Raw genomic sequence first — 19,922 nt, forward strand, 5'->3', positions numbered from 1 at the left:
GGTCGCAGATGTCGCCCTGTACGAACCGTAGTCGGGGGTCGTTCTGGACCGGGGCCAGGTTCGCCCGGTTACCCGAGTAGGTCAGCAGATCGAGCACGGTCACTGCCGCCGGTTCGAGCGGTGGCACGCCCTCGGCGCTGCCCAGGGGCTTGCCCAGCAGCAGACGAACGTACTCCGACCCGATGAATCCGGCTCCGCCGGTGACGAGGATCCTCACGGGTCCGGAAGTGTACGCGAGAGGGACCGACCGCACGGTCTCCCAGTTGAGGCCGACCGAGAGGCCTTCGGGTTGAACCACCCGGGCGATTGCAGGCGCATCAGCGTTCCGGTAGAAAGTGCCAGCGACGTACGACTCGTCGTACCGCACGTATCGCAACTACGGGGGGCGAGTGAACGGCGTGTCGCTGGTCAATGCTGCTCGGCCGCCGTCCGAACCCGGCCCGAAGCCGCCTCCGGGACGTCGCGCCCTGGACCTGATCCGGCAGCTCCTCGCACCCGAGCGTCTCTTCATTGGCGCCCTCGGTCTGACCGGCCTGGCGGCGGTCCTGTCGGTGGCGCTGCCCCCGGAGGAGCGTGGCGAACTCTCCGCGAACATGGTGAGCGCGACGTTGGGCGCCGCCATCGGTGGTCTGTCGCTGGACACGTTCCTGCTGTCCCGCCCGGCCGGCTGGGTCTTCTCCCGGGGCCGTCCGTGGGTCCTCGCCCTTCTGGGGGCCTCGGTCGTCCTCTCCGCTGTCGCCGCCGCGTTGCTCATCGCGGTTGCCGGCCTCGGTAGCTACGTGATCGCTGTGGGGTCCGCGGCGGGTCTGACCATCTTCAACACGGTCTCGTCGATCGCGTTGCGGCAGAAGGGCTTCATGGTCGTCTACGCCATGCGTGCGGTGAGTGGGGCGATCCTGGTCGGTGGTTACCTCGCTCTCTACGCCGCCGGGCACCTCGACGGCGGTCTGTGGAGCGTGGTCTGGCTCGCCGTCCAGTGGGTCAGCGCTCTCGCCGTGTGCGTCCTGGTGCTGGGGATGGTCCGGCGCGTCGGGCCCGCGCCAGCGCCCACGGCCCGGGCTCTTGACTACCGCTCCGACCTGCTCGCGGTCGGAAATCTGCACACCGGGATCTTCGCGCAGATGATGACATTGCGGTTCAACCAGATTCTGGTGGCCAGGTTCGTCGGGGCAGGACCGCTCGGCGTCTACACACTCGCGGTCGCGGCGTTGGAGTTCGCGCAGGCCGGTGCCGTGGTTCGCGCTCAGCGGATCCTCGCCGAGCGCAACGTCGACGCAACGTCACACCGGGCCGCACCTGTTGTCAGGGCGGCGCTTCCGGTGGCCCTGGCCGCCGTGGCCGCACTGGCCGTGTTGGGCTTCCTGCAGCCGGAGTACCGGCACGCCTGGATCCTGGGTCTCTGTCTCCTGCCGGGGACGCTGGCCGCCGCAGCCGGCAAGACCTGGAGCTCCCTGCTGTTGAAGATGCGCGGTGAGAAGGCGACGACGGTCGCGGCGGTCATCACACTGGCCGTCGCGATAACCGCCTACTTCGGGGTCATTCCCTGGGCTGGCGTGATCGGAGCGGCGCTCGCCTCATCGCTTGCCTACGGCGTACACGCCTTCATCTCTCGTGCGAGCTTGCGAAAGTCGCAGCCGCGAAGTCCTGGGACGGTATGAGTTGGATGTCTCGATTGTGGTCCTCGCCTGGGAGGACTACGACCGCACGCGTGCCTGCGTACTGTCGTTGCCCCGCGAGGCGGAAATCGTCGTCGTCGACAACGGAAGCTCGGAGGACATCCGGCAGGCGCTGAGCGAGTTCTGCGCTCAGCAAGGCGTCCGCTACGTCCAGTCCGGCTCCAACCTGGGTTACGCCAGGGGGATGAACCTGGGTGTCCGACACACCACCCGGACGAACGTCATCCTGTCGAACAACGACATCATCGTGCACGAGGGCACCGTTGAGCGCCTGCTGCAGGCACTCGACGATCCTGCAGTGGGGGCAGCTTTCCCGGGTGTCGTCACTCCGTCGGGCGTTGCCCAGACGGAGGGCGGTCGCTTCCTGAGCGTGCCTGTCGGGCTTGCCCACGCCACCGGTCTGAGCGTGGTCCTGCCGAACCTGCGGATCATCGCCGAGCCGGCGAAGGCGGACTGGCTGACCGGGCCGTTCGTGGCGCTGCGGCGAAGCACCCTCGATGCGATCGGTGGCGTCGACGAGACATCCTTCTTCTACGGCGAGGACATGCGCCTCTGCTGGGCCGTGCAGCAGCGGGGTCTGCGCCTGGCGTACCTGCCCGACGCGGTGATCATGCACGAGGACGACGTCACGGCCAAGCGGCGCTGGACCGAGGAAGAGATCTCCCAGCGTCGGACGCGTGAGCTCCTTCGGGCCACCCGGCAGATGGCAGGCAGGCGGGGCCAGATCGCCAGCGCCGCATTTGTGGTGGGGGTGCTGCTGCGGGCGGCCGTCGGACCGAATCCGGTGCGGCGGGCGATCGCACGGGGCGCTGTCGAAGGACTACGTGCCCGATGAAGGTGTTGTTCGTCTGCACCACGGGCGGGTCCGGCCGGCGCCAGTTCGGTGGCGCGGAGCGGATCTTGACGGAAATCATCCCCGCGCATGCGCGGACCAACGTCGACGTCATCGCCGCCACCTCCGACGACGAGGTGGGTGCCTCCCTCCGGGAGTCCGGAGTCCCGTGGGTCAATCTCAGCGCGACAAGTCGGGTCGACCTGGGGTACGCCCGTTCGCTTCGGCGTCTCGTCAGCGAGGTCAAGCCGGACGTGGTGTGTGCTCACCTGCTGTCCGCGGCGATGCACTCTCGGGCCGCCCTGGCCACCGAACGCCCTGGCACACCCCTGGTGGTCACCATGCACACCAGCCTGTGGCAGTTCCGCGACACGGCGCCATCGTTGAAGCGGAAGGCCAGCATCCAGTCCAACATCACGCTCGACCTCGTCATGCGTCGCCTGCGTCCGCACGCGAGCGTGGCCGTATCGCAGTTCGAGGCCGACGAACTGCGCAACCGTGGCCATGTCGAGAACGTCCATCTGATCCCCAATCCCCTCCCGGCGGCCTGGCCCATTTCGGCACCGCCGCGGATGCCGGACCCGTCCCGTCGGATCGTGGTGGGATATCTGGGCCGGGTGGAGCCCGAGAAGGGCGTCGACCTGATACCCGACGTCGCGTCGCTCATGGCGGACACCGATTTCAAGATCGCCGGTAGCGGGGCGCTGGCCCTGGAACCCCGACCGAACCTGGAACTCGTCGGCCGGGTCAACGCCGCCGATTTCCTACGCCAGATCGATTGCCTCGTCGTGCCGTCCCGGGTCGAGGCCTTCGGCCTGAGCGCCCTCGAGGCGATGTCCCTGGGCGTACCGGTAGTCCACTCGGGTGCGGGAGGCTTGGCCGAGGTCACCCAGCACGCAGCCGGAACGCTGGCATTCCAGAGCGACCTCACACCTGCGTCGATCGCCTCCGCCATCCGCCAGGCCGTCGGAGTGACGACCTCGGAGCAGCGACGCACCATTGCGGACTGGTACGCGAAGGAGTACGCCTTCGATCGGTGCGTGGAGCGGTGGCAGAGCCTCTACCGGTCACTCTTGACGAGGAACGCAGAATGATCTTCCAGAAGTACCTGACCATCGGGCTCTGGGTCGCCGCGGTCGCCGTCGTCGTACCGATCTTCCTGGTCAACCCGGCAGCAGGGGTGGTGGCGGCGTTCGCCGCCGTCGCGCTCATCGCGGTGCGGGCCGCCATGTGGCTCGCGGTCTGTTCCGCCGCGTGGTCGCTCGTATTCCTCGCGGTGATCACCGTTCCGGGGCCGTACGACTCCCCGGCGGGCCGCAACGCTATCCCGGTGCTCGGAGTCTTCGTTGCCTGCTTCCTCGCCGCCTGGTATGTCGGTCGACGGCTGGCCCGCCGCCCGAACGCCGCGGCGGAGCCGCCGAAGGCTCCGCCACTGTGGTGGATTCAGCCAGCGAGCCATGACCGGCTCTCCGGCTCCTCCTTCGGCGGCGCGACCTGGTCGACCCGACCCACGTTGCGGTGGCCGTCGGACCGACGCCTGACGGCGTTCCTGCTGGTCGTGCTGCTCATCGCGATCATCGGAGCCGCACTGAAGTTCCGGGGTGAGTTGCCTCCGCTCTTCGCCGACAACCCGGACGTCGCCCGGGCGGAGCTGGGCCTCAGATCGAACATCATCGTGGGTCTGCTCGCGGAGGCGTGGACGCTCGGCATGGCGATCTCTCTCCTTCGGGTGCTGAACGGCAAGGCCGAGACCCGCTGGCGGTACCTGCTCCTGGTCCTGGTCTTCACGTTCGGGGCTGCGCTCGGAGCCAGCAAGAACTCGGTGCTGGTCGGGATCGTCCCGGCGCTTGTCGCCGCACTCTCCACGCGGCGCGAATCGAGCGGCATGAGTGCCAAACAGCGGCAGATCGCGGCGCTGGTCGTGGTCCTGGTCGGCCTCGGCGTGGTGGGCGGTGCGGTCTACCTCGGCGGGCAGCGCACCCTGGCCGGCACCGGCACGTTCGAGGACCAGTTTCGGGCTCAGTACGGTGGCAATCCGATCTATACGAGCGTGGGGTCCCTCGACCTTTCGCTCAGTTCGTCAGTAGAGACGTTCGGTCGGCTCTGGGAGCACCGGGAAGAGTACGACCCGGCTTGGGGTCGTTACTCGTTGACCTTCACCGGTTCTGTCGGAGAGCGGCTCCTCGGGCCGGTCGACCTTTACGAGATCACCGGAGGGCTCAGTCAGCCGTTCTATATGAACACCGCGACTTTCGTGGCGGTGCCGCTGATGGACTTCGGGCCAGTCGGCGCGGGATTGGTCCTGGCCCTGACCGGGCTCATCGTCGGCTTCGCCGAACGTCGACTGAGCGACACCCACAGCCCAGCACACCATCTCGGGCGCGCCTTCCTCATCTACTACGCCACCTTTGGGGTCTACGAGTTCTACCCGGTCATTCAACCGTTCTGGCTGTCGCTGGTGCCCGGAATCGTCGTGTTCTACCTGGTCAGCAATCCTTCCAAGCTGGCGATGCCGGCCTGGCCCAAGCTGGTGATGCCAACATGGAAACGCTAACGATCGTCACGGTGCTCTACCGGTCCGGCAGCATGCTCGCCGAAACGCTGCCGACCTGGGTACGGAGTGCCGACGGTCTTCCGGTGCGATTCCTCTTCGCCGACAACTCGCCGGAGGACGGCTGTCAGAAGGTCATCGCCGACTGCCTAGACGATGACCGCTACGAGTACCTGCCCGACCCGTCGAATCCCGGTTTCGCGACTGGTTGCAACCGGGCGGTGGCGAACACGACGACGAGCCACGTCCTCCTGCTGAATCCGGATGTGTGGCTGCCCGAGGACGCGCTGGCGAAGATCTGTGCCGCCATGGCCGAGACTCCCGGAACGCCCATCGCGGTCGGTCTGGCGATGCACGGCGGCGAGTACGTCGGCATCGACCTGAACCCGATCTCGCTGTTCATCGATCGGCCGGCCACGGCGGCACGCGGACCGCTGGGTCCGTCGGGTGGCGCCGCCGTCTTCCCGACCGACCTGTTCCGTCGGTTCGGCGGATTCTACGAGCATCTGTTCGCCTGGGGTGAGGACGCCGACCTGGCCTTCCGCCTCTACGCGTCTGGCGTACACACACGCCGGTCGGAACTGGTGCTGCCGCACGCAGGCGGCCACAGCGTCGAGGGTGATCAAAAACTTCAGGCGTTCCGCGCCTTCCTGCTGGCCCGCAACCGGCTCCTGGTCGCGGCCCGCACCTTCACCTGGCCACTGATGCTCGTCGCGATTCCGGTGCTGGCCCTGGCGCACCTCGGGCTGGCTGTCCGCCGTGTGCGTCAGGGCCTGCTGCGGCCGTTCCTCCGTGGCGTCGGCGAGGGCCTGCGTGGAGGGCCGAGCGCCCGCCGCCAATGGCAGGGCAAGCGGTTCGGCTTTGCCACCTTATTCAGCTACCTGACAGTTCGGAGAACGTAATGACAGGACGTCGCTGGAGTGTCGTGACGGTCACCTACAACTCGGCGGAGACGCTGCGCAAGTGCTGGCGTGGCGAGGCCAAGCCGTACGAGTGGATCGTCGTGGACAATTGTTCCTCCGACGATTCGGTCGCGGTCGCGGAGGAGTTGGGCGCGCAGGTCATCCGGCTGTCGGAGAATGTCGGCTTCTCCAGAGCGAACAACGTCGGGCTACGCCAGGCCGCGGGTGAATACGTCCTGTTCGCCAACCCGGACCTCGAGATCAGCCCCACCGACGGGTTCGACGTGCTGCAGCGCCACCTCGACGCGCACGGTGGCCTGGCGGCGCCGCAGTTGCTCTCGTCGGACGGCATCCCCCAACCCAACGGCCGCGGCTTCCCCTACGCCACCGCCAAGCTGGGCAACCGGAAACTCTGGCCATTGTCCCGGCTGCACGGCTCGTACCGGTTGACGGCCGATCCGGGCGCGGCGGTCTGGGTGGCCTGGGTGATGGGTGCCGCGGTCGCCGCACGGACCGCGGACTTCATCGAGCTGGGCGGCTGGAACGAGCGGTTCTTCCTCTACTACGAGGACCACGAACTCGGTTTGCGCGCGTGGCGCAACGGCGTCCCTGTCGCGCTGCTCGGCGACGTCCGGTGGACCCACCACTGGGGTCGCGCGACGAACTCGTTCAGGTGGTCACGGGCGCACACGCTGGAACTGCGAAGCGCCAGGACCTTCTTCGGCATGTTCCCGGAGTTCCTGGTCGGGCTGCCGCCGGCACCACGTCGGCACCGGCAAGCGGCCCGCGTGGTCGGCTCGCCGGTGCCGTCCTCGGCCGCCAGCACGGGCGAGCCCGTGGCTGCGCCGAGCCGGCAGGCGGCGACATAGCCGCCGAACCCCTACTTCGGCGCTGGGTCCGGCTTCGGGCTGAGCGAGATCGCGACACCTGCCCGTAGCGGCGGCCAGGCCACAGACGGCCATGACGAGAGGGGCTCCTGTGGCAGTGACCACTGCTGACGGTCAGGCCACCTCCGCAGCCCCGACGGACGCCCGCGACCGGATCGTGCGGCTCGGCCGGACCGTCGTCCGCGGGATCTGGTTCTTCCCGGCCCTGCTCACCGTCCTGTTGACGCTGCTGACCGTCCTACAGGTGAGCGGCTCGTCGATGGGCATCTACCAGTCGATGCTGTACGGCGCGCAGCCAGATGCGAACCTGCTACTCAACGAGCCGCAGCCGATCCGGTCGGACGAGTGGATCGTCAACACGCAACTGACCATCGCGCAGGATGCCGCCGGCTACCCCCGGATCAACCCGAACATCGGGCAGGGCGCGGACGTCTCCCTGATCGTGGATGTGCCGTACAAGGAATGGTCGGCGGTCTTCAAACCGCACAACCTCGCGTTCCTGGTGCTCCCGCTCGACTACGCCTTCGCCTTCAAGTGGTGGCTGATGGCGGTCCTGCTGATCCTGAGCGGTTACTTCTTCGTGCTGGCCTTGATGCCGGGCCGATACGGGCTGGCCGCCGGGCTCTCGCTGGCGCTGTTCTTCAGCCCGTTCGTGCAGTGGTGGTACCAGTACATCACTCTCGGCACGCTGTACTACGCGCTGTTCCTGGCCACGGTGTTCATTCTCCTGCTGCGTTCGACACGGCTGCTCGCCACCGTCGCCTGGGCAGTCCTCCTGGCCTACCTGCTCACCTGTTTCGCGCTCGTCATCTATCCGCCTTTCCAGATTCCCTGCGCCCTGGCCCTTGGGGTGTTCTGCCTGGGTCATCTGGTCGAGCGGTACGGCGTGCCTCGACATCGCCCGCTCCTGCGGCAAATGGGCATCGTCGCCGCATCGCTCGTGGTCGCGGGCACCTTGGTCGGCGTCTTCGTGGCAACCCGTCTGGACACCATCAACGCCGTCCTGAACACCGCGTACCCGGGTCAACGCCTCACCCAGAGCGGCGGTTTCGACCTCGCGCACCTGTTCTCTGGCCACACCAGCCTCGGCCTGGAGTCGAGCAGATCAGCGGCGCAGTACAGCCTGCCGGAGAAGGGCCTGACCAATCAGAGCGAAAACTCCAACTTCCTGCTGATATTCCCGTACCTCACGGCGCCCTGCGTCTACCTGCTGTACCGGATGCACCGAACCAGGCGCACCGTCGACTGGCCGCTCCTACTCGTCAACCTCGCATTCCTGGGAGCGTTGGCCTGGCTGTTCGTGCCCCATCTGGACGTCGTCGGCAAGCTCCTGTTCCTGGAACGGGTGCCCCACACGCGGCTGCTCATCGGCATTGGCCTGCTCAATTTCTTCGGCCTGGTGCTGTTCGTCCGACGGCTGCACGACCAGCGGTCGGTACTGCCGGGCCACCGGCTCATCCTCGGATACACGCTCGCCCTGCTGCTCGTCCAAACGCTGCTCAGCCTGCACGTGGTGCGGGCCTTCCCCGGCTTCCTGGGCTTGGACGGCTTCCTCCTGTCTGTCATCCCAGTTCCGTTGGTCGCCTACCTGGCGCTGCGACAGCGTTTCACCTGGGCCGCATCGGTCCTGCTGGCCTTCTCGGCCGCCATGACGGCGTCCATCCATCCGCTCTACCGCGGCACGGAGACGTTGACGCAAACGCCGCTGTCCCAGGCCATCCGAGCCATCACCGCCGATGATCCGGGCGCCGCCTGGGCGGCCGAGGTGGGCATCGTCCAGAACTTCGCCTACATGAACGGTGCCCCGTCACTGTCCGGCGTCTACACGTACCCCCAGCCGGACCTGTGGCGGACGGCCGACGGGCAGGGCCAGCAGGAATTCGTCTTCAACCGCTACGCGCAGGTCTGGTTCACGTTCGACCGGAATCCCGCCCTCATGTCACCGACCACCTTCACCCTGACGGCGGCCGACCACTTCCGGGTCAACACCGAGCCCTGCGGCCCCTTCCTGCGGCAGCATCGCGTCAAGTACCTCGTCACCGGCACGGAAATCAACGAGTCGTGCCTGAAACTGCGCGACACGGTCAGCTACCCGGCCGCCACGTTCCTCATCTACGAGTTCTGGTAGCCCTGTCCGGCCGCCGGAACGTGGCCTCCGCGCGGTGCCGCGCGGAGGCCATCACCGTTCAGCTGTTGCGATGCCACAGGTCCCGCAAAGCATCCCAGTTGCCACCGATTCCGGCCTCGCACGGCGTCTCGAAGTAGACCGCGCCGAGGTGGTTGTCACGGTCCCACCAGATGCCGCACATGACCGGCCCGTCGCCGGGGTCACCGGCGTACTCGACGTAGCTGCCGGTGGCCCCGCTGGCTCCACCAGTGGTTCGCGCCCCCTGCCGGATTCCCGGCGTGAGCGTGCCGGCGAGGAAGGCCAACTGTTCACGATAGGCGCGCGCTGCGTCCTTTGTCGTCGGTGACTCGAAGAGTGCGAAGTGGACGGACACGTTGCCGTACCGGCAGAAGACGTGCCGCTTCTCGTCCTTCGGCAGCTTCGGACCGCCCGCCTCCCGGTCGGACGCGCAGTCGCCCATCCGGGCGAGCCAAGTCTCGGCGAGCGGCACCAGATCGGGATCGAACTTCGCCTTGTTCAAGGCGTACTGGGTCTTCTCGAACAGCGGCGGAGACGGGCTGGCCGTCGGCGCGTTCCCGGGCTTCGCGTCACCGCTGAGCGCGCCGCCACCGAGGAGTCCGGCACCGCCGGCCAACACCGCGGCCAGGATGACGGCACCGACCCACAAGCCCGTGCGGCTGCGCGGCGGTCGCGCCACCGGGGCGATCCGCCGGCCCCCGGAGGAAAACGGATCGAACGGCGGGGCCGTTGCGGCACTGGCGGCGTACGCCGGGGACTGTGGGGCGGCGGACACCGGCCGCGGCGACGGCGGTGCGGGCGGCGCCGCCCCATCCGAGACGGGCTGCGGAGACGCGGACACCGGCTGCCCGGAGACCGGGTTGGTGTGCATCGCCCAGGGCAGCTGCGGCATGTGGTCCACCAGCTCGGGCACCCCGGAGACCGACTTCGGCGGCCCGCTGACCTGCTGCGGCACGCCGGACACCGGCGGCGCCGACGAGGGTGGCGCCGAGACCGGCAGGTCGGGCACCGGCTGGTAGTCCATGCCGAGGCTCTGGAAGAGCCGCTGCGGCGCGTTCCCCTGCTCGGCCCGGTAGGCGACCCAGGGGTGGGCGGCCGACAGGTCGGCGGCGGCGTACTGGTGACCGCCGCTGGCCTGCGCCAACGCGTTGGCCGCGCTGCCGAAGGCCTCGCGCCACCGCTGGTCGGACGCGGCCACCCCGTCCAACACGGCCACGGTGGCGAACTGCCCCTGCCCGTCCACTGCCGCCCAGGCCTTGCCAACCTGGCACGCGCCCAACATGTGGGTGTACCTGTATGGGCTCTCCGGCTGCATGCCACTCCTCCGCTCAACCGCCGTGCGGATCCTACAGAGCCGACGCCAACTCAGCGTCCCGCCGGTCGGCCGACCGACAGGTCGGTGGAACGAGCAGGTGATGCGACCCCTTGCCGTCTGAAAGATTTGATGCATAGAGTCGCGGCGTGAATGAAGGAGCTGTCGGGGCGTCGGTCGAGCAGGTGCTCGACCTGTTCGACGGGGTGCGCCTCACCCCGACCCAGCGCCGGATCGCGCACTGCCTGGTGCAGCACGCCCCGACCGTGGCCTACCTCTCCGCGGCCGAGGTCGCCGAGCTGGCCGGGGTCAGCCAGCCGTCGGTCACCCGGTTCGCCGTCGCGCTCGGCCACGACGGCTACCCGGCCCTGCGCCGCCGCCTGCGTGACCTGACCACCGCCGCACCCGGCGGACCGGCGGACGCCGGCAACGAACTCCAGCAGGCCGTACGCGCCGAGATGGGCAACCTGGACCGGCTGGCCGGTCAGCTCACCGACCGGGACCGGATCGCCGAGATTGGTCGGCTGCTCGCCGCCAGCCGCCCACTGCCGGTGCTGGGCCTGCGGGCCGCCGCGCCCCTGGCCGCCTACTTCGCCTACTTCGCCGCCAAGGTCCACCCGGACGTGCGGGTGCTCGACGACGGCGGCAGCCTGCTCACCGACCGCCTGGAGCAGGCCGCCGAGGCGGGGGCGGGCGCGCTGCTCGCCTTCGTCCTGCCCCGCTACCCCCGCGAGACCCTGGACGCGTTGCGCGAGGCACGCGCCGCCGGTCTGACCGTGGTGGCGATCACCGACTCGCCGGTCAGCCCGGCCGCCGAGCACGCCGACGTGGTGCTGCCCGCCGCGGTCGGCGCCCAGCTCGTCTTCGACCTGCACACCGCCCCGATGACCCTGGCCATGGTGCTGTTGCAGGCGATCTGCGACGCCGCGCCGGCCGACACCCAGCGCCGCCTGGAGGCGTTCGAAGCCTCCGCGGCCCGCCGTCAGTTGTTCCTCGGATGACCGGAGGAGACCAGAGATGACCCAGCCCATCCGTGCCGCACGGGGCAACAAGCTCACCACCCGGGGGTGGCCGCAGGAGGCCGCCCTGCGGATGTTGATGAACAACCTCGACCCGGAGGTGGCCGAACGCCCCGACGACCTGGTGGTCTACGGCGGCACCGGCAAGGCCGCGCGGGACTGGCCGTCGTACCACGCGTTGGTCCGCACGCTGACCGACCTGCGTGAGGACGAGACGATGCTGGTGCAGTCGGGTCGCCCGGTCGGGGTGATGCGGACCCACGAGTGGGCGCCCCGGGTGCTGCTGGCCAACTCCAACCTGGTCGGCGACTGGGCGACCTGGCCGGAGTTCCGCCGGCTGGAGCAGCTCGGCCTGACCATGTACGGGCAGATGACCGCCGGCTCGTGGATCTACATCGGCACCCAGGGCATCCTCCAGGGCACCTACGAGACGTTCGCCGCGGTGGCCGCCAAGCTCGCCGGCGCCCGCGGCGACGGGCAGGGGCAGAGCAATGACACCCTCGCCGGCACTCTGACGCTGACCGCCGGGTGCGGTGGGATGGGCGGCGCCCAGCCGCTCGCGGTCACCATGAACGGCGGCGTCTGCCTGATCGTCGACGTCGACCGGACCCGCCTCGACCGGCGGGTGCACGACCGCTACCTGGACGAGGTGGCCGACTCGCTGGACGACGCGGTACGGCGGGTGCTGGCCGCGAAGAAGGACCGACGGGCGCTCTCCGTCGGCGTGGTCGGCAACGCGGCGGAGGTCTTCCCCGAGCTGCTGAACCGGGGCGTCGAGATCGACATCGTGACCGACCAGACCAGCGCGCACGACCCGCTGGCGTACCTGCCGGTGGGGGTGGAACTGGCCGACGCCCGGGAGTACGCAGCGGCGAAGCCGGCCGAGTTCACCGACCGCGCCCGGGCGTCGATGGCGAGGCACGTCGAGGCGATGGTCGGCTTCCTCGACGCCGGTGCCGAGGTCTTCGACTACGGCAACTCGATCCGGGGCGAGGCGCAGCTCGGCGGCTACCAGCGCGCCTTCGACTTCCCCGGCTTCGTGCCGGCGTACATCCGGCCGTTGTTCTGCGAGGGCAAGGGTCCGTTCCGGTGGGCGGCGCTCTCCGGTGACCCGGCCGACATCGCCGCCACCGACCGGGCGATCCTGGAGCTGTTCCCGGAGAACGAGACCCTGGCCCGCTGGATCAAGCTGGCCGGCGAGCGGGTCGCCTTCCAGGGCCTACCGGCCCGGATCTGCTGGCTCGGCCAGGGCGAGCGGGACAAGGCGGGTGTGCGGTTCAACGACATGGTCGCCTCCGGCGAACTCTCCGCCCCGGTGGTGATCGGCCGGGACCACCTGGACACCGGCAGCGTGGCCAGCCCGTACCGGGAGACCGAGGGGATGGCCGACGGCTCCGACGCGATCGCCGACTGGCCGCTGCTCAACGCGCTGGTCAACACGGCCAGTGGCGCGTCCTGGGTGTCCATCCACCACGGCGGTGGCGTGGGCATCGGCCGCTCCATCCACGCCGGGCAGGTCTGTGTGGCCGACGGGACCGCCCTCGCGGGACAGAAGATCGAGCGGGTGCTCACCAACGACCCGGCGATGGGCGTGATCCGGCACGTCGACGCCGGCTACGACTCGGCCCGCGAGGTCGCGACCCGCACCGGGGTCCGGGTGCCGATGGCGGAGGGTGATGGCGCGTGACCGACGACCTTCCCTCCCGGTTCCGGGCGCTGTGGGACGAGATCGCACCGGTCGGCCGGGACGCCGGCAGCGGCGGGTACCTGCGCTACGCGTTGACCGAGCCGGAGCTGGAGCTGCGGACCTGGTTCCGGCGACAGGCCGAACGCCGGGCGATGCCGGTCACCGACGACGGCAACGGCAACCTCTTCGCGCACTGGGGTGACCCGGAGGCCTCCGACGCGGTGCTGACCGGCAGCCACTTCGACTCGGTGCCGCACGGCGGGGCGTACGACGGGCCGCTCGGCATCGTCAGCGCGTTTCTCGCCGTGGACGAGCTGCGCGCCGCCGGTGTCACTCCGACCCGGCCACTGGTGCTGGCCGCGTTCGTCGAGGAGGAGGGGTCGCGCTTCGGCGTACCGTGCCTGGGGTCGAGGCTGCTCAGCGGTGCAATCGCCGCTGACCGCGCGGCTCGGCTGCGCGACGCGGCCGGGGTGAGTTTCGCCGAGGCGCTCGGCGACCAGCCGGCGGGCGCCCGCCCGGAGCTGCTGGGCCGGTTCGGCGCCTTCGTCGAGCTGCACGTCGAGCAGGGCCGGGCGCTGGTCGAGACGGACGCGCCGGTCGCGGTGGCCAGCGCGATCTGGCCGCACGGGCGGTGGCGGTTCGACGTCGTCGGGGAGGGCAACCACGCGGGTACCACCCGGATGGCCGACCGCCGTGACCCGATGCTCACCTACGCGTTCACCGTGCTGGCGGCCAACAAGGAGGCCCGGCTGCGCGGCGCGCACGCCACCGTGGGTCGGGTCGCCGTCGAGCCGAACGCCACCAACGCCATCCCGTCGAAGGTCACCGGCTGGTTGGACGCCCGGGCCGCCGACCCGGAGACCCTCGCGGGGCTGGTCGACGCGGTGCGCGGCAAGCTCGCCGAGCGGGCACGCCGCGACGGTACGGCGGTGACCGTCACCGAGGAGTCGGCGACGCCGCTGGTCGCCTTCGACGGCGGGCTGGCCCGCCGGCTGGCCACGCTGCTCGACGCGCCGGTGCTGCCCACCGGCGCGGGACACGACGCCGGAGTGCTCGCCGCGTTCCTGCCCACGGCGATGCTGTTCGTGCGCAACCCGACCGGGGTGTCGCACTCCCCCGCCGAGGCGGCCACCGACGACGACTGCGCCGCCGGGGTTCGGGCGCTGGCCCGGGTGCTCGAGGAGCTGACATGCCGGTGAACGAGGTGAGGTGCCCGTCGCCGGGTGGTCCGGATCCGCGGCGTCCGCGTGTGCGAGGGCTCCGGCGCGGTGGAGGTCGACACCTCACGTTGGCGCCCTTTGGAGCTGATGTCGCAAACGAATCAGACCGGACGCCCCTACCGACGCCGCCGACGCCGCCGCTGACGCCGATGTCGCCGCTGACGCTGATGTCGCCGCTGACGCCGCCGATGTCGCCGCTGATGTCGCAGACGATTCAGCTCCAAAGGAGGCGAGGGGCATGACCACCACCCGCTGGCTGGCGGAGTACGCCTGGCTGCCCACCTACGCCGAGCCCACGCCCGACGTGCTGATCGAGACCGACGGGGAGCGGATCACCGGCGTGACGCCGTTGACCGCCGGGAGTCGACCGCCCGCCGGGGTCGAGGTGTACGCGGACGCCGTGCCACTGCCGGGTCTGACCCTGCCCGGGTTGTCCAACGTGCACTCGCACGCCTTCCACCGGGCGCTGCGCGGGCGTACCCACGGCGGCCGGGGTGACTTCTGGAGCTGGCGGGACCGCATGTACGCCGTCGCGGCCCGCCTGGACCCGGACACCTACCTCGCGCTGGCCCGAGCGGTCTACGCCGAGATGGCGCTGGCCGGGATCACCTGCGTCGGCGAGTTCCACTACCTGCACCACCGCCCCGACGGCGGGGCCTACGACGACCCGAACGCGATGGGCGCCGCGCTGGTCGAGGCGGCGGCGCACGCCGGGATCCGGCTCACCCTGCTCGACGCCTGCTACCTGAGCGCCGGCGTGGACGGCCGCGCCCTGGCCGGGCCGCAGCGCCGTTTCGGCGACGGCGACGCGACCCGGTGGGCCGAGCGCGTGACGGCGTTCCAGCCGACCGACCCGCACGCGCGGGTCGGCGCGGCCGTGCACTCGGTACGGGCCGTCCCCGCCGACCAGCTCGGCGCGGTGGCGGCCTGGGCACGGGAGCGGCGGGCGCCGCTGCACGTGCACCTCTCCGAGCAGCCCGCCGAGAACGACGAGTGCCGGGCCGTGCACGGCCGCACCCCGACCGCCCTGCTCGCCGAGCACGGCGTGCTCGGGCCGGACACCACCGCCGTGCACGTCACCCACCCGACCAGCGGTGACCTGACGCTGCTCGGGGACAGCCGGACCGGGGTGTGCCTCTGCCCGACCACCGAGCGGGACCTCGCCGACGGGATCGGCCCGGCCCGCCGGATGGCCGACGCGGGGATCGCGTTGAGCCTGGGCAGCGACAGCCACGCGGTCATCGACCTGTTCGAGGAGGCCCGGGCGGTGGAGCTGGACGAGCGGCTGCGCACGCGGCGGCGCGGCCACTTCGCCCCGGTCGACCTGCTCACCGCCGCCAGCGCCGCCGGGCACGCCGCGCTGGGCTGGACCGACGCCGGGCGGATCGCCGCCGGCGCCCGCGCCGACCTGGTCACGGTACGGCTGGACAGCGCCCGCACCGCCGGGGTGCCGCCGGTGGGCGCGTTCTTCGCCGCCGGGGCCGCCGACGTCCAGCAGGTCGTGGTGGACGGCCGGGTGGTGGTGGCCGAGGGCCGCCACCTGACCGTGGACGTGCCGGCCGAGCTGTCGGCCGCCATCGAGGCGGTGACGCCCTCATGAGCAGCCTGCTGGTGGACAACATCGGGGAGCTGGTCACCAACGGCGCCGGAGAAGGCCCGCTGGGCATCCGCCGCGACGCGGCCGTGCTCGTCGAGGAGGGCCGGGTGGCCTGGGTCGGGCCGGCGGCGTACGCGCCCGCCGCCGACCGGCGGGTCGACGCCGACGGCGCCGCCGTGCTGCCCGGCTTCGTGGACAGCCACGCGCACCTGGTCTTCGCCGGCGACCGGGCCGCCGAGTTCGCCGCCCGCATGGCCGGCCAGCCGTACACCGGCGGCGGCATCCGGACCACGGTCGGCGCGACCCGGGCCGCCACCGACGACGAACTGCGGGCCACCGTGCGCCGGCTGCGCGGGGAGGCGCTGTTCCAGGGCACCACCACCATGGAGATCAAGAGCGGGTACGGGCTGACCGTCGCCGACGAGGCCCGCTCGCTGCGGATCGCCGCCGAGACCAGCGCCGAGACCACCTTCCTCGGCGCGCACGTGGTGCCCGCCGAGTACGCCGACCGCCCCGACGACTACGTCGGACTGGTGTGCGGGCCGATGCTGGCCGCCGCCGCACCGCACGCGAAGTGGATCGACGTGTTCTGCGAGCGGGGCGCCTTCGACGTCGACCACGCCCGCGCCATCCTCGCCTGCGGGCAGGCCGCCGGGCTGGGCGTGCGGGTGCACGCCAACCAGCTCGGCCCCGGCCCCGGCGTCCAGCTCGGCGTGGAGCTCGACGCCGCCAGCGTCGACCACTGCACCCACCTCAGCGACGCCGACGTGGACGCCCTGGCCGGCACCATCAGCAGCGACGGGTCGGGGAGCCGCACTGTGGCGACCCTGCTGCCCGGCGCCGAGTTCTCCACCCGCTCGCCCTACCCGGACGCCCGCCGGCTGCTCGACGCAGGCGTCACCGTCGCGCTCGCGACCGACTGCAACCCCGGCTCGTCGTACACCTCGTCGATGCCGTTCTGTGTGGCCCTCGCCGTCCGCGAGATGCGGATGACCCCGGCGGAGGCGGTCCGGGCCGCGACGCTGGGCGGCGCGCGGGCGCTGCGCCGCGACGACATCGGCGTGCTCACCCCCGGCGCCCGGGCCAACCTGGTCGTCCTGGACGCCCCCTCGTACCTGCACCTGGCCTACCGGCCCGGTGTCCCACTGATCCGCAAGGTTCTGCTCAACGGAGTTCCGCAATGACGAACGTGACCATCCAGCCCACCGGAATCTCCGCCGACGACGTGCTCGCGGTCGCCCGCGGCACCGCCACGGTGGTCCTCGACCCGACCACCCGAGAGGCGATGGCGACCAGCCGCGCGATCGTGGACGGCATCGAGGCCGCCGGGCGGCCCGTGTACGGCGTCTCGACCGGGTTCGGGGCGCTGGCCAACACCTTCGTCGCCCCGGAGCGCCGGGCCGAGCTGCAACACGCGCTGATCCGCTCGCACGCCGCCGGCGTGGGCGCCCCGATGCCGCGCGAGGTGGTCCGGGCGATGATGCTGCTGCGGGTCCGGTCGCTCGCCCTGGGCCGCTCCGGGGTCCGCCCGCTGGTCGCCGAGGCGCTGGTCGACCTGCTCAACCACGACATCACCCCGTGGGTGCCGGAGCACGGCTCGCTGGGCGCCTCCGGCGACCTGGCGCCGCTCGCGCACTGCGCGCTGGTCCTGCTCGGCGAGGGCTGGGTGCTCGGCCCCGCCGGTGACCGGCAGGACGCGGCGGACGCGCTGGCCGCCGCCGGGCTCAAGCCGATCGAGCTGGCCGCCAAGGAGGGGCTGGCGCTGATCAACGGCACCGACGGCATGCTCGGCATGCTGCTGCTGGCCATCCACGACGCGGCGCACCTGTTCGCCATGGCCGACGTGACCGCCGCGCTGGCCATCGAGGCGATGCTCGGCTCGGAGCGGCCGTTCCTGCCCGAGCTGCACGCGATCCGGCCGCACCCCGGCCAGGCGACGTCGGCGGCGAACATCCACCGGCTGCTCCAGGACTCCCGGGTGATGGACTCGCACCGCGACGACCTGGCGCACGCCGTGCAGGACGCGTACTCGATGCGCTGCGCCCCGCAGGTGGCCGGCGCCGCCCGGGACACCCTGGACTTCGTCCGCACGGTCGCGGGCCGGGAGCTGGTGTCCGTCGTGGACAACCCGGTCGTGCTGCCGGACGGCCGGGTCGAGTCGACCGGCAACTTCCACGGCGCGCCGCTGGGCTTCGCCGCGGACTTCCTCGCCATCGCCGCCTCCGAGGTGGGCGCGATCGCCGAACGGCGGGTGGACCGGCTGCTCGACGTCACCCGCTCCCGGGAGCTGCCGGCGTTCCTCTCCCCCGACGCCGGCGTCAACTCCGGTCTGATGATCGCCCAGTACACGGCGGCGGGCATCGTCGCGGAGAACCGGCGGCTCGCCACCCCGGCGTCGGTGGACTCGCTGCCCACCAGCGGCATGCAGGAGGACCACGTCTCGATGGGCTGGGCGGCGGCCAAGAAGCTGCGCACGGTGCTGGACAACCTGACCAGCCTGCTCGCGGTGGAACTGCTGGCCGGCGTACGCGGTCTTCAGCTGCGCGCCCCGCTGGAGCCGTCGCCGGCCGGCCGCGCCGCGGTCGCCGCGCTCGGCGCGGCGGCCGGTGAGCCGGGCCCGGACGTGTTCCTCGCCCCGGTGATGGAGGCGGCCCGCGCGGTGCTGGCCGGCCCGGAGCTGCGCACCGCCATCGAACGGGAGATCGGCCCGCTGGGCTGACCTCCGCGGGGTCGCTGTCGTCCGCCGCGGGTCAGGCGGCGGGCGGCAGCACCTTGGCGACCAGCTTGGCCAGCTCGCGCAGCGCCTTGCCGCGGTGGCTGATCGCGTCCTTCTCCGCCGGGGTCAACTCGGCGTTGGTCCGGTCCTGCCCGTCGCCCAGGAAGATCGGGTCGTAGCCGAACCCGCCGTCGCCGCGCGGCGCGCGCAGCACCTGCCCCGACTGCCGGCCGTCGACCAGGTGCTCCTTGCCGCCGGGCAGCACCAGCGCCACCGTGCAGACGAACGACGCGGCCCGCTGCTCGTCGGGCACGTCGGCGATCTGGTCCAACACGAGCTGGAGGTTGGCCCGGTCGTCGCCATGCCGGCCGGACCAGCGGGCGCTGAACACACCCGGCATCCCGTTGAGCGCGTCCACCGCCAGCCCGGAATCGTCGGCGATGGTCGGCAGCCCGGTACGGCGGAAACCCTCCCGCGCCTTGATCAGCGCGTTCTCGCCGAACGTCAGGCCGGTCTCCGGCAGCTCCTCGTACTGCTCGACGTCGTCGAGCCCGAGCAGGGCGATCTTGTGCGCGCCCAGCGCGCCGTCCAGGATCCGCTGGAGTTCCACCAGCTTCTTACGGTTGCGGGTCGCGAGCAGGACCTTGTTCATGAGAGCGCCTTCCGCTGAGCATCGGCCAGGTCCGCACAACCGGCGACGGCCAGGTCGAGCAGGGCGTCGAGCTGCTCCCGGGCGAACACGCCCGCCTCGCCGGTGCCCTGCACCTCGACGAAGTCGCCCGCGCCGGTGCAGACCACGTTCATGTCCACCTCGGCGGCCACGTCCTCCTCGTAGCAGAGGTCGAGCCGCGCCTCGCCGGCGATGATCCCCACGCTGACCGCGGCCACCGACCGGTGCATCACCTTCTCCGGCTTCCCGGCCAGCGCCTTGCGGGCGTGCAGCCAGCCCACCGCGTCGTGCAGCGCCACGTACGCGCCGGTGATCGCGGCGGTGCGGGTGCCGCCGTCGGCCTGGAGCACGTCGCAGTCGAGGACCACCGAATTTTCGCCGAGCGCCTTCAGGTCGATGCTGGCGCGCAGGCTGCGGCCGATCAGCCGGGAGATCTCGTGGGTCCGCCCACCGACCCGGCCCTTGACGCTCTCCCGGTCGGAGCGGGTGTTGGTCGCCCGGGGCAGCATCGCGTACTCGGCGGTCACCCAGCCGAGCCCGGAGCCCTTGCGCCAGCGGGGCACCCCCTCGGTGACGCTGGCCGTGCAGAGCACCCGGGTGCCGCCGAACTCGACGAGCACCGAACCCTCCGGGTGCGTGCTCCAGCCTCGGGTCAGGGTCACCGGTCGAAGTTGATCGGGCTCTCGCCCGTCAGGTCGCGCCATGCC

At 71.2% G+C, this 19,922-nt stretch carries 17 protein-coding genes; 13 read left to right on the top strand and 4 right to left on the bottom strand.

Features of this window, described 5'->3' with window-relative positions; genetic code table 11:
• On the bottom strand, positions 1–217 hold a 217-nt coding region (locus ACTWLT_RS24690), incomplete at its 3' end, for an NAD-dependent epimerase/dehydratase family protein (RefSeq protein ID WP_445320411.1).
• A gap of 172 nt (positions 218–389) precedes the next feature.
• Here ACTWLT_RS24690 and ACTWLT_RS24695 point away from each other — a divergent pair.
• The 7 genes from ACTWLT_RS24695 to ACTWLT_RS24725 all read left to right on the top strand — a co-directional run bounded on the left by ACTWLT_RS24695 (position 390) and on the right by ACTWLT_RS24725 (position 8,976).
• A complete protein-coding gene (locus ACTWLT_RS24695) occupies positions 390–1,658 on the top strand; it encodes a polysaccharide biosynthesis protein (protein ID WP_445320412.1) in 1,269 nt (422 codons plus the stop codon).
• Position 1,659: 1 nt separating this feature from the next.
• On the top strand, positions 1,660–2,511 hold the full coding sequence (locus tag ACTWLT_RS24700; RefSeq protein ID WP_445320413.1) for a glycosyltransferase: 852 nt from the start codon (positions 1,660–1,662) through the stop codon (positions 2,509–2,511).
• Positions 2,508–3,602: a glycosyltransferase family 4 protein gene (locus tag ACTWLT_RS24705; protein WP_445320414.1), complete on the top strand. Its 1,095-nt coding sequence runs from the start codon at positions 2,508–2,510 to the stop codon at positions 3,600–3,602. Before ACTWLT_RS24700 ends, ACTWLT_RS24705 begins: the two co-directional genes overlap by 4 nt.
• Positions 3,599–5,062, top strand: a complete 1,464-nt coding sequence (locus tag ACTWLT_RS24710) for a hypothetical protein (RefSeq protein ID WP_445320415.1) — start codon at positions 3,599–3,601, stop codon at positions 5,060–5,062. Before ACTWLT_RS24705 ends, ACTWLT_RS24710 begins: the two co-directional genes overlap by 4 nt.
• 11 nt (positions 5,063–5,073) lie before the next feature.
• Entirely contained in the window at positions 5,074–5,961 is an 888-nt protein-coding gene (locus ACTWLT_RS24715) for a glycosyltransferase family 2 protein (RefSeq protein ID WP_445320416.1), read from the top strand.
• Positions 5,961–6,830 (top strand): glycosyltransferase family 2 protein, encoded by an 870-nt coding sequence (locus ACTWLT_RS24720; RefSeq protein WP_445320417.1) that lies wholly within the window; start codon positions 5,961–5,963, stop codon positions 6,828–6,830. The genes ACTWLT_RS24715 and ACTWLT_RS24720 overlap by 1 nt, the downstream gene beginning before the upstream one ends.
• Before the next feature lie 91 nt (positions 6,831–6,921).
• Positions 6,922–8,976: a DUF7657 domain-containing protein gene (locus ACTWLT_RS24725; RefSeq protein WP_445320418.1), complete on the top strand. Its 2,055-nt coding sequence runs from the start codon at positions 6,922–6,924 to the stop codon at positions 8,974–8,976.
• Between the two features lie 58 nt (positions 8,977–9,034).
• On the opposite strand, the gene ACTWLT_RS24730 is transcribed toward ACTWLT_RS24725, so the two are convergent.
• Positions 9,035–10,276, bottom strand: coding sequence for a hypothetical protein (locus tag ACTWLT_RS24730; RefSeq protein ID WP_445320419.1), 1,242 nt, complete (start codon positions 10,274–10,276; stop codon positions 9,035–9,037).
• A gap of 179 nt (positions 10,277–10,455) precedes the next feature.
• On the opposite strand from ACTWLT_RS24730, the gene ACTWLT_RS24735 reads away from it, so the two are divergent.
• From ACTWLT_RS24735 to hutH, 6 genes are all read left to right on the top strand, one after another.
• Complete coding sequence (locus tag ACTWLT_RS24735; protein WP_445320420.1) at positions 10,456–11,307, top strand: MurR/RpiR family transcriptional regulator; 852 nt, start codon at positions 10,456–10,458, stop codon at positions 11,305–11,307.
• Positions 11,308–11,323: 16 nt separating this feature from the next.
• Entirely contained in the window at positions 11,324–13,012 is a 1,689-nt protein-coding gene (hutU, locus tag ACTWLT_RS24740) for a urocanate hydratase (protein WP_445320421.1), read from the top strand.
• Complete coding sequence (locus ACTWLT_RS24745; protein WP_445320422.1) at positions 13,009–14,211, top strand: allantoate amidohydrolase; 1,203 nt, start codon at positions 13,009–13,011, stop codon at positions 14,209–14,211. Before hutU ends, ACTWLT_RS24745 begins: the two co-directional genes overlap by 4 nt.
• A gap of 259 nt (positions 14,212–14,470) precedes the next feature.
• Positions 14,471–15,832 (top strand): formimidoylglutamate deiminase, encoded by a 1,362-nt coding sequence (locus tag ACTWLT_RS24750; protein WP_445320423.1) that lies wholly within the window; start codon positions 14,471–14,473, stop codon positions 15,830–15,832.
• A complete protein-coding gene (gene hutI, locus ACTWLT_RS24755; RefSeq protein WP_445320424.1) occupies positions 15,829–17,013 on the top strand; it encodes an imidazolonepropionase in 1,185 nt (394 codons plus the stop codon). The genes ACTWLT_RS24750 and hutI overlap by 4 nt, the downstream gene beginning before the upstream one ends.
• Positions 17,010–18,548 (top strand): histidine ammonia-lyase, encoded by a 1,539-nt coding sequence (hutH, locus tag ACTWLT_RS24760; protein WP_445320425.1) that lies wholly within the window; start codon positions 17,010–17,012, stop codon positions 18,546–18,548. Before hutI ends, hutH begins: the two co-directional genes overlap by 4 nt.
• 31 nt (positions 18,549–18,579) lie before the next feature.
• Here the strand turns inward: hutH and rdgB are convergent, their stop codons facing one another.
• Together rdgB and rph are read right to left on the bottom strand one after the other, a co-directional pair.
• Positions 18,580–19,197, bottom strand: coding sequence for an RdgB/HAM1 family non-canonical purine NTP pyrophosphatase (gene rdgB, locus ACTWLT_RS24765; RefSeq protein WP_445320426.1), 618 nt, complete (start codon positions 19,195–19,197; stop codon positions 18,580–18,582).
• Positions 19,194–19,919 carry a ribonuclease PH gene (gene rph, locus ACTWLT_RS24770; protein WP_445320427.1) on the bottom strand — a complete coding sequence of 242 codons (726 nt, stop codon included), beginning with the start codon at positions 19,917–19,919 and terminating at the stop codon, positions 19,194–19,196. Before rph ends, rdgB begins: the two co-directional genes overlap by 4 nt.
• Positions 19,920–19,922 lie beyond the last annotated feature (3 nt).

Source organism: Micromonospora yongxingensis (genome assembly GCF_052601155.1).

Bases quoted from the DNA above. Each gene is read 5' to 3' on its own strand.
- hutU (WP_445320421.1), top strand. From the start codon at position 11,324: ATGACCCAGCCCATCCGTGCCGCACGGGGCAACAAGCTCACCACCCGG.
- hutH (WP_445320425.1), top strand. From the start codon at position 17,010: ATGACGAACGTGACCATCCAGCCCACCGGAATCTCCGCCGACGACGTG.
- rph (WP_445320427.1), bottom strand. From the start codon at position 19,919: ATGGCGCGACCTGACGGGCGAGAGCCCGATCAACTTCGACCGGTGACC.
- ACTWLT_RS24730 (WP_445320419.1), bottom strand. From the start codon at position 10,276: ATGTTGGGCGCGTGCCAGGTTGGCAAGGCCTGGGCGGCAGTGGACGGG.
- ACTWLT_RS24725 (WP_445320418.1), top strand. From the start codon at position 6,922: ATGACGAGAGGGGCTCCTGTGGCAGTGACCACTGCTGACGGTCAGGCC.
- ACTWLT_RS24720 (WP_445320417.1), top strand. From the start codon at position 5,961: ATGACAGGACGTCGCTGGAGTGTCGTGACGGTCACCTACAACTCGGCG.
- ACTWLT_RS24705 (WP_445320414.1), top strand. From the start codon at position 2,508: ATGAAGGTGTTGTTCGTCTGCACCACGGGCGGGTCCGGCCGGCGCCAG.
- ACTWLT_RS24750 (WP_445320423.1), top strand. From the start codon at position 14,471: ATGACCACCACCCGCTGGCTGGCGGAGTACGCCTGGCTGCCCACCTAC.
- hutI (WP_445320424.1), top strand. From the start codon at position 15,829: ATGAGCAGCCTGCTGGTGGACAACATCGGGGAGCTGGTCACCAACGGC.
- rdgB (WP_445320426.1), bottom strand. From the start codon at position 19,197: ATGAACAAGGTCCTGCTCGCGACCCGCAACCGTAAGAAGCTGGTGGAA.
- ACTWLT_RS24710 (WP_445320415.1), top strand. From the start codon at position 3,599: ATGATCTTCCAGAAGTACCTGACCATCGGGCTCTGGGTCGCCGCGGTC.